The organism is Microbacterium salsuginis (assembly GCF_012524205.1).
In the GTDB taxonomy this organism is placed as follows: Bacteria; Actinomycetota; Actinomycetes; order Actinomycetales; family Microbacteriaceae; genus Microbacterium; species Microbacterium salsuginis.
Genome location: NZ_JABACI010000003.1, coordinates 320,358 through 328,388 on the forward strand (window position 1 = coordinate 320,358; position 8,031 = coordinate 328,388).

At 69.0% G+C, this 8,031-nt stretch carries 12 protein-coding genes; 4 read left to right on the forward strand and 8 right to left on the reverse strand.

Annotated elements, in window-relative coordinates:
• Positions 1-17 precede the first annotated feature (17 nt).
• Genes HF576_RS11850 through HF576_RS11860 form a run of 3 tightly spaced genes read left to right on the forward strand, consistent with a single transcriptional unit; the run spans position 18 to position 2,925 of the window.
• Positions 18-1,031 carry a FecCD family ABC transporter permease gene (locus HF576_RS11850; protein WP_343234255.1) on the forward strand — a complete coding sequence of 338 codons (1,014 nt, stop codon included), beginning with the start codon at positions 18-20 and terminating at the stop codon, positions 1,029-1,031.
• Positions 1,028-2,107: a FecCD family ABC transporter permease gene (locus tag HF576_RS11855; protein WP_343234256.1), complete on the forward strand. Its 1,080-nt coding sequence runs from the start codon at positions 1,028-1,030 to the stop codon at positions 2,105-2,107. The genes HF576_RS11850 and HF576_RS11855 overlap by 4 nt, the downstream gene beginning before the upstream one ends.
• Entirely contained in the window at positions 2,104-2,925 is an 822-nt protein-coding gene (locus HF576_RS11860; protein ID WP_168913023.1) for an ABC transporter ATP-binding protein, read from the forward strand. Before HF576_RS11855 ends, HF576_RS11860 begins: the two co-directional genes overlap by 4 nt.
• 12 nt (positions 2,926-2,937) lie before the next feature.
• Here the strand turns inward: HF576_RS11860 and HF576_RS11865 are convergent, their stop codons facing one another.
• From HF576_RS11865 to HF576_RS11900, 8 genes are read right to left on the reverse strand one after another with little or no spacing between them, the layout of a single operon-like run.
• Complete coding sequence (locus tag HF576_RS11865) at positions 2,938-3,408, reverse strand: SRPBCC domain-containing protein (protein ID WP_168913024.1); 471 nt, start codon at positions 3,406-3,408, stop codon at positions 2,938-2,940.
• 9 nt (positions 3,409-3,417) lie between these two features.
• A complete protein-coding gene (locus HF576_RS11870; RefSeq protein WP_168913025.1) occupies positions 3,418-4,065 on the reverse strand; it encodes a dihydrofolate reductase family protein in 648 nt (215 codons plus the stop codon).
• A 1-nt stretch (position 4,066) separates the two neighbouring features.
• Positions 4,067-4,405: an ArsR/SmtB family transcription factor gene (locus HF576_RS11875; protein ID WP_168913026.1), complete on the reverse strand. Its 339-nt coding sequence runs from the start codon at positions 4,403-4,405 to the stop codon at positions 4,067-4,069.
• 55 nt (positions 4,406-4,460) lie between these two features.
• On the reverse strand, positions 4,461-4,838 hold the full coding sequence (locus HF576_RS11880) for a DUF3052 domain-containing protein (RefSeq protein ID WP_168913027.1): 378 nt from the start codon (positions 4,836-4,838) through the stop codon (positions 4,461-4,463).
• Between the two features lie 19 nt (positions 4,839-4,857).
• The gene (locus HF576_RS11885; protein ID WP_168913028.1) at positions 4,858-5,310 is read right to left on the reverse strand and encodes an SRPBCC family protein; all 453 of its coding nucleotides are present in this window, start codon (positions 5,308-5,310) and stop codon (positions 4,858-4,860) included.
• Positions 5,297-5,644, reverse strand: a complete 348-nt coding sequence (locus tag HF576_RS11890; RefSeq protein ID WP_168913029.1) for a metalloregulator ArsR/SmtB family transcription factor — start codon at positions 5,642-5,644, stop codon at positions 5,297-5,299. The genes HF576_RS11885 and HF576_RS11890 overlap by 14 nt, the downstream gene beginning before the upstream one ends.
• Positions 5,645-5,647: 3 nt before the next feature.
• Positions 5,648-6,001, reverse strand: coding sequence for a glyoxalase superfamily protein (locus HF576_RS11895; RefSeq protein ID WP_168913030.1), 354 nt, complete (start codon positions 5,999-6,001; stop codon positions 5,648-5,650).
• A 51-nt stretch (positions 6,002-6,052) separates the two neighbouring features.
• Positions 6,053-6,742 carry a hypothetical protein gene (locus tag HF576_RS11900; protein ID WP_168913031.1) on the reverse strand — a complete coding sequence of 230 codons (690 nt, stop codon included), beginning with the start codon at positions 6,740-6,742 and terminating at the stop codon, positions 6,053-6,055.
• Between the two features lie 189 nt (positions 6,743-6,931).
• Here HF576_RS11900 and HF576_RS11905 point away from each other — a divergent pair.
• Positions 6,932-8,031, forward strand: a 1,100-nt coding sequence (locus HF576_RS11905) for a DUF222 domain-containing protein (protein ID WP_168913032.1), incomplete at its 3' end; no start/stop codon positions are given.

An 8,031-nucleotide genomic window follows, 5' to 3' on the forward strand; every position in this document is an offset into this window, starting at 1 on the left:
GACGACGAAACGCGCCCGTGATCCTCATCTCCCCGCCGCGGCGGCGCCCGAGCCGCCCGGTCGTGCTCGTCGGAGCCGTCGTCGCGATCGTCGTGGCCGCGGTGCTGAGCGTGTGCGTCGGCGGCATGCCGACGTCACCCGTCCAGGTGTTCACGGCGCTCTTCGCCCCTACCGGGACCGACGCCGACGTGGCGATCACCGGCCTCCGCGTGCCCCGCACGGTCCTCGGCATCCTGGTCGGCGCGTGTCTCGGACTCGCGGGAACCCTCGTCCAGGGGCACACGCGCAACCCGATCGCCGACCCCGGCCTGCTCGGAATCTTCCAGGGTGCCGCGTTGGCGATCGTCCTCGTCGCTGCGACGGGCGATCCGTCCGGTCCCGTCCAGGCACTCTTCTCCTTCATCGGGGCGCTGGGCGCCTCGGCGCTCGTGTTCGCGATCGCCGCGAGCGCGCGTGGAGGCGCCACCCCCATCACGCTGGTCCTCGCCGGCGTCGCAGTGTCGGCGCTGTTCGGCGCACTCGTCACCGCGACCGTGCTGATGAACCTCGACGCGCTCGACGCGCTTCGCTTCTGGCAGGTCGGATCGCTCGCGACGCGCAACGGCGCCCTGGCCTACATGTGGCCGTTCGTCGTGGTCGGGGCCGCGCTCGCGCTGGCGAACGGGCCGGCGCTCAATGCGCTGGCGCTCGGACCGCAGGCCGCGGCATCCCTCGGCGTCTCCTTACGGCGGGCGCGCGTGCTCGGCATCGCGGCCATCACTCTGCTGGCGGGTGCTGCGGTCATGCTCGCCGGGCCGATCGCGTTCGCGGGGCTCATCGTGCCGCACATCGCGCGGGCGCTGGTCGGCGCCGACTACCGCTGGCAGCTCCCGGCGTCCGCGCTCATCGGCAGCGCGGTCCTCCTCGTCGCCGACACCATCGGTCGCGTCATCGCGCAACCCGGCGAGCTCTCGGTCTCGGTCGTGCTGGCCGTCGCCGGCGCACCGTTCTTCATCGCGCTCGCGCGTCGTGGGCGGGTGGTCTCGCTGTGACCACCACGAGTTCGCGACGGCCGCTGCTCCCGGTCATCCGCTGGGGTCCGGTGTCCGTGCTGTGGCGTGCGCGCGGTGTCGCGGTGCTGGCGGCCCTGCTCGTGGCGACCGTGCTCGCTTGTGCGCTGCACGTATCGCTCGGCGGCAGCTCGATCGACTTCGTGGCGGTGCTCAGCACCCTGTTCGGCGCCCCGCCCGACCCGCGGACCGAGCTGGCCGTGATGGAGTTCCGGATGCCGCGCACGGTCGCCGCTGTCGTGTCGGGGTCGGCGCTGGCCGTCGCCGGCGCGATCACGCAGACCATCGCGCGCAACCCGCTGGCCAGCCCCGACATCCTCGGGGTGACGGCGGGCGCGTCGCTCGGTGCGGTCGGCGTGCTGGTGCTCGCCGGCGGCGGCGCGGGCGGGCTCTCTGGAGCCGCGGCGCTCATCGGGATGCCGGCGGCCGCGTTCCTCGGCGGCCTGCTCGCCGGGCTCGCGGTGTTCCTCCTCGCGTACCGGGGGTTGGTCGACGGCTACCGCATCGTGCTGGTCGGCCTCGGCGTCTCATGGCTCGCCACGAGCCTGGTCACGTGGCTGCTCACGCTCGGCGACGTCACGAACGCCGCGCAGGCGCTCACCTGGATGTCGGGATCGCTCAACGCCGAGGAGTGGACGCTCGTCGGGCCGCTGTCGGTCGCGGCCCTCGTGCTCATGGTGGCGACGGGGTTCGTCGCGCGGCCTCTGTCGCTCACAGCCTTCGGGGAGCCGACGGCGATCGGGCTCGGCGCGCGCGTCAATCGGTCGCGAGCGCTGGCGCTCGTGGCAGCGGTGCTGCTGGCATCCCTCGCGACCGTCATCGCCGGACCGCTCGCTTTCGTCGCGCTGGCGGCCCCGCAGATCGCGCGCATGCTCGTGCGTTCCGCGACACCGCCCCTGGCAGCATCCGCCCTTGTCGGCGCCCTCATGGTGCTGCTCGCCGACGTGCTCACCGCCCGCCTGTTCCCCCTCCCGCTCCCCGCGGGCGTCGGGACGGCCATCATCGGCGTGCCCTACCTGGTCTGGCTGCTGATCACCACGCAACGGAGGACGGCATGACCGCACGCCTGTGCGCCCGCTCGCTCACCCTCTCGTACGACGGCCGGCCCGTCGTGTCGGGGCTGGACTTCGAGGTGCCCGACGGTCAGGTCACCGCGATCATCGGACCGAATGGATGCGGCAAGTCGACGCTGCTGCGAGCGCTCGGGCGCGTGATGGCGCCCGCGGAGGGCGATGTGCTGCTCGACGGAGTGTCGTTGCGCAGCATCCCGACCCGGCAGGTCGCGCGGCAGATCGCGCTGCTCCCGCAGAGCCCTGAAGCGCCCGCGGGACTCACCGTCGCCGAGCTCGTCGCGCGCGGGCGGCATCCGCACCAGCGGTGGTACGAGCAGTTCGGGCGCGCCGACGAGTCGGTGGTGCGCGAGTCGATGGCGGCGACCGGTGTCGACCATCTCGCCGACATGCCGCTGGACGAGCTGTCGGGCGGGCAACGACAGCGCGCGTGGCTCTCGATGTCGCTCGCGCAGCAGACCGAGATCGTGCTGCTGGACGAGCCGACGACCTATCTCGACCTCGCGCATCAGGTCGAAGTGCTCGAGCTCGTGCGCGACCTGAACCGGCAGCATGGTCGCACGGTGCTCATGGTGCTGCACGACATCTCGCTCGCGGCGAGGTACGCGTCGCAGATCGTCGCGATGAAGGACGGTGCGATCGTGACCTCGGGGACTCCCGACGATGTCGTGACCGAAGACCTGCTCGCCGAGGTGTTCGGTCTGCGCGCGGCGATCGTCCGCGAGCCGGTGCAGGGCCGGCCGCACGTCATGCCGTTGGGGCTGGCCGGTCAGCTCACCCCGGACCGAGGGCCTGACGAGGCCTGAACGGTCGGGACGTCACGCCTGCTGCTCGAGGTGGCGGCCGAGGGCTTCCAGCAGCCCTCGCGTGCCCTGCTCGCGGCCTGCACCGTCGGCCCAGAACTGGTCGAAGAAGACGCCGTGCTCGACATGCGTGAGGCGGGTGCCGGTGGGAATCTGCTCGAACTCGAAGGATGCCACTGAGGTGGACATGTGCACGCCGTCGAGCCACATGTCATAGGTCGTGACGATCCGGACGTGCTCGACGATGTCGGTGTAGACGGCTTCGTATCGCGACACCGGACCGCCGTGGAACTTCGCCTCGTCGACGTCGCGCCCCCCGACGCGGAAGTCGAACGCCCACTCCCGCGGCTCGAAGGCGTCGCCGTCACCGAGCCAGTTCCGCTTCTGGTCTGCCTCGGCGAACGCGCCCCAGACCCGGTCGACGGGCGCCGGGTAGTCCCTGGTGAGCGTGAAGCTGGAGTGCGCGAGTCGGCGCTCGATCGTCATCGGTTCGTCCTATCGGGTGAATGTCACGTGGATCGTGCCGCTCTCGGCGACCTCGGTCGTCACGGCATGGGTCTGTTCCAGTCCGCGAAGGTCATCCCACACGCGGTTGCCCCGAGCCAGCACGATCGGCGCGATCGCCACATGCAGATCGTCGACCAGTCCTGCGCGCAGGAACTCCTGCGCCGTGCGCACTCCCCCTCCGACTCGCACGTCCAGGCCGCCGGCGGCGGCGACCGCCTCTGCCAGCACGTCATCGATCGCGTCATTGCGGAAGTGGAAAGTGGTCCCGCCCTCCATGGGGATCGACGGCCGCGGGGCGGAGTGGGTCAGCACGTACACCGGAAAGGCGAACGGCGGTCGATCGCCCCACCAGCCCTTCCACTCCGGGTCGTCGGGGTACGCGTGCAGGCCGAACATCGCCGCGCCGATGATCTCGGCGCCGACTCCGGTGAAGAATGCGGAGGCGTAGGCCTCGTCGATTCCCGTCGTTCCCGCACCGCTCGTGTCGCCGAAGACCTTCTCGCGGAAGGTGCGGGTCGCCGCGTACGCGGCGGTGAGCGGGCCCCAGTCCTCCCCCATGGGATTGTCGGCCGCGGGGTCGGGCGCCGCGGTGTAGCCGTCGAGCGATGAGAACAGGTCGATGCGAACGCGGGTCATGTCAATTCTCCTTGGAGGTTGCGCGGGCCAGGTGGATGCCGAGGCGGTCGGCCTGGCGTTCGGCAGAGGTTCGCTGCTCGCCGAGCCACAGGTGCAGGACGTCGAGCGCGCCGGGTCTGAGGCTCACGGTGCGGACGCGTCCCTGCTTGTTCGAGGTGATCACTCTCGCGTCCTCGAGGATCCGCAAGTGCTGCAGCAGCGAGGGCAACGTCATCGAGAACGAGGCCAGGAGGTCCGACACGACGGCCGGGGACTTGGCGAGCCGCTCGACGACCGCCCGCCGGGTGGGGTCCGCGAGTGCACGCAGCACCGCATCCACTTCGGCGGAATAGTTAGGCATATACCTAACTATTGCACACGGGGCGGATCAGGACAACGGATGCTGACCGAACCGATCAGCCGACACGCTTCACGCGGACCGACGACCATACGTCGGACAGCGAGATATTGCCGTTCAGCGTCCAGCCGAATTCCTCGGCGCGCCTCCAGATGCTGTCGCGATTGATGTCGGACGTGTTGCCCTTCGGGTAGGCGATCCAGATCGCTTTCGGTGAGGTCAGACGCGGGAGTGTCTCGGTCAGGAGCACGTCGAGCTCTGCCCGATCGTTCACGAACATGACGGCAACACCTTCGGTGTCGCGGTCGATGCGGTCGACGACGGTGACGCCCTGAGGCAACGGCGCAAGCATGTCGCGCTGCGCGGGTGTCGAGGGGCCGAACAGAAGCTCGCTGTCGGGCTTGATCTGGAGCTTCTCTGCGATCGTGCGGGACATGGTGTCGTCCTTCCGGGATTCAGGTGAGGTTCATGAGCAGGTCGCTGAGCCGGCGAAGCACGTGGCTGCGCCAGCCGCCGTTCATGAACTTCCGGGCGAGTTGCTGAGTCGGGTCGTCCGGGTCGAACCCGGCGTGTTCGAGGAACAGGCGTGTGCCCTTCCCCTCGGCCTGAAGAGTCCACGTGACGGTCGTCGCCATCCCATCGGGCTCATCGGCATCATTCCAGCTGATCTGGAGGCGTTTCTGCGGAACGAGATCAAGAACCCGGCACGAGATGCGACCCGAGAATCCGGTCTGCGCAACCGGGCGTCCGCGGAAGGTGAAGCGGTGGCCGACGACGGGCTCGAAGTCATTCGGCATCAACCACTGCGCCATCAACTCCGGCGTCGTCAACGCGCGCCAGACCCTCGCCGGAGCGTGGGGAAAGTACTGGTCGACCTCGATCCGGGTCAGCTCGTCAGGACTGCTCATCGACACCCATGCGGTCGAGGACGTCACCCATCGCGGTCATCCGATCGCGCCAGAACCGCTCGTACGGAGTGAGCCAATCGATCAGCTCCGCCATCGGCTGGCCCGTGACGCGGTAGAACCGACGGCGCCCCTCCTGGCGCTCCTCGACCAAACCGGACTCCCGCAGGACGCGCAGATGTTCGGAGACGCTGGGGCGGGCCATGTCGAACCTGCCGGCGAGATCACCGGCCGTGTGCTCGCCCTGAAGCAGCGCCTCGAGGATGTCGCGACGTGTGGGATTCGCGAGCGCACCGAACACCTCATCCAGCGGCTCGCTCTTCACGCGGCGGGGCACGGATCAGCCCTGGAGGACGTAGCCGTTGCCGTCGGGATCCGTGAACGTCGCCTGCCTGCCCCATGGCATCTGTTCCGGACCATCCACAACGACGCCCGCCCGCTGCAGACGCGCGACATCGGCATCGAGGTCGTCGCTCGCGAAGAGGGTGCCCTGCCCACCACCCGCAGTCGCGCCGGGAAACGGCTTGTGCAGCGCAAGCGACGTTCCCTCGGCCGGGCCGACCTCGAGCCAGCGGTTCTCGCCGAAAACGTGATCGACCTTCACCTCAAGCCCGAGCGAGTCGACGTAGAACTCGCGGGCTCGATCCTGGTCGGACACGAAGACGGTGACGGTTCTCACGGTGTTGATCGCCATGGCGTCGATGATACGTAGGATAATTCCTACGCGTCAAGTCGCGCCCTGCAGTCATGCGAACGAAGCCAGTGCGCGACGATACGCGTCGCTGTCAGCACGCGTGCCCTCTGTCACGAGCAGCGCGTTCGGGCCGAGCGTGCGATTGTGCTCGCCTCGACACGGAATGACCACGACCTTCGTCAGTCCCGCCCGCCACGCCGGGATGAGGGACTCGAGGTCACGTCGCTCCGGACTGTCGGCGAGCGTGTGGGGGAGGCTGGCGTGAAAGTCCTCCATGTTGCGCTCCTCCCACCGCCGATGCGACGGATCTTCAAGCGCGTCCCGGCCGACCTCATCGCCCCAATTGGGACCGATGAGCTCACTCAGGAGCGCCTTTCGTTCGGCGCCACCAAGGGCCGTGCCGTGCAGTTGCTGCAGCAGCTGCACATCCAGTTCACGGCCCGCGTGAGCAGCGACGTCACGCCAGAGTCGAGCCCAGGCGCCGGCCCATTCCCGGCGGGTGGCCTCGTCCACCGACTTCTCTGCGGGGTCCGGAGTGCGAACGAGCAGTGGGGGGAGATCGTCACCCTCGGGATCGAGATCGTATGCCTCCCGCAGCCACAGCAATTCGAGCAGCGCACTCGGCCGATCCTCGACGGTGATGGTCATGTCGTGTGGCCAGGGGTTGCCGGGGATCGGCTCGAGCGATCGCATCGCCACATTCCATCGCATGTCGGCACGGGGCGTAAGAGTCTGTTCCATGGGGCGAGGCTCTCCTCACGGCACTCCTATCGGACGAATGTTCTATTATGTGCGCGCCTTCGCCACTCAGGGCACGCCCCGTCCGACGAATGCGATCTGTCGCCCGGACTCCGGTGAGCCTTGACCATTAGGGCGAAGTCATGCAAGGAACCTCTTGCCTGATTAGTACATACGTACTAGTGTTGGTGTATGGCAGATGATCCGGAGCTCGATCCGTGGGACCCGTGGGGTGCGGGCGGGATTGCGGATGTGGTGGAGTGGATGCCGGTGCCGGATGTGGTGGATCTGGTGACCGAGACGGCGACGATGATGTCGGTGTTCGCCGCGGAACGCTTGGTGCGGATCCAGGCGATGCGGCAGGAACTGCTGGCCGAGGCGGTCGGTCGTGGGGTGGGGGTGTTGGACATTGTGGAGCGGTCGATCCGGTTGGAGCTGGCCGCGGCGATGCGGGTCACCGAGTACACCGCCGGCCGGCTCCTCGCCCAAGCCGAAGCGCTCACCGGACGGTACCCGGCCGTGCTGGCGTCGTTGGGGGCGGGGCGGATCACCGAGAAACACGCCGACGTGCTCGTCGACCTCATCGACGAGGTCCCCGCGGACCTGCGGGACCGGGTCGTGGGTCGGGCGGTGGAGTTGGCGGAAGCGGAACCGGTGGGCACGTTCCGGCGGGCGCTGCGCACCCTGATCCAGACCGTGCAGGCAGCCACGTTGGAACAACGCCACCGGGACGCGGTGCGGGAGCGGCGGATCTGGGTCGACCCCGGAGCGGACGGCATGGGCACCCTGTCCGTGTACGGGCCGCTGGTGGAACTGCATGCCATCCACGGGCGGGTCACCGCGATCGCCAAAACCATCACCGGCCGCCGAGCCGACAACCACCACAACCACCACAACCAGACCGACCAGACGGACCAGACCGACCGGACCGATCAGGGCCGGAGCGTGGCGGATCCCCGGACGTTGGATCAGGTGCGCGCGGATGTGGTGTGCGACCTGCTCATCGACGGCACCACCACCGCGACACCGGCAGCAGGCTCCGGGATTCGTGCCACCGTGGTGGTCACCGTCCCCGCCCTGGCCCTGCTGAACGAGGAGGCGGCGGCATCATGTGATCCGCCGGTCGTGGAAGGCATCGGCCCCATCCCCCTTCCCAAGGCACGGGAGTTGTGTGGTGGGGACAGCAAATGGATGCGGGTCCTCACCCACCCCGAAACCGGCATGATCCTCTCCGTCAGCCGCGACCGGTACCACCCACCCAGCCCACTCCGCAAACTGGTGAAATGGCGGGC

Excerpts from the sequence above, each read along its gene's own strand:
- HF576_RS11900 (WP_168913031.1), bottom strand. The coding sequence starts at position 6,742 with ATGGAACAGACTCTTACGCCCCGTGCCGACATGCGATGGAATGTGGCG.
- HF576_RS11870 (WP_168913025.1), bottom strand. The coding sequence starts at position 4,065 with ATGACCCGCGTTCGCATCGACCTGTTCTCATCGCTCGACGGCTACACC.
- HF576_RS11880 (WP_168913027.1), bottom strand. The coding sequence starts at position 4,838 with ATGTCCCGCACGATCGCAGAGAAGCTCCAGATCAAGCCCGACAGCGAG.
- HF576_RS11865 (WP_168913024.1), bottom strand. The coding sequence starts at position 3,408 with ATGACGATCGAGCGCCGACTCGCGCACTCCAGCTTCACGCTCACCAGG.
- HF576_RS11875 (WP_168913026.1), bottom strand. The coding sequence starts at position 4,405 with ATGCCTAACTATTCCGCCGAAGTGGATGCGGTGCTGCGTGCACTCGCG.
- HF576_RS11860 (WP_168913023.1), top strand. The coding sequence starts at position 2,104 with ATGACCGCACGCCTGTGCGCCCGCTCGCTCACCCTCTCGTACGACGGC.
- HF576_RS11885 (WP_168913028.1), bottom strand. The coding sequence starts at position 5,310 with ATGAGCAGTCCTGACGAGCTGACCCGGATCGAGGTCGACCAGTACTTT.
- HF576_RS11895 (WP_168913030.1), bottom strand. The coding sequence starts at position 6,001 with ATGGCGATCAACACCGTGAGAACCGTCACCGTCTTCGTGTCCGACCAG.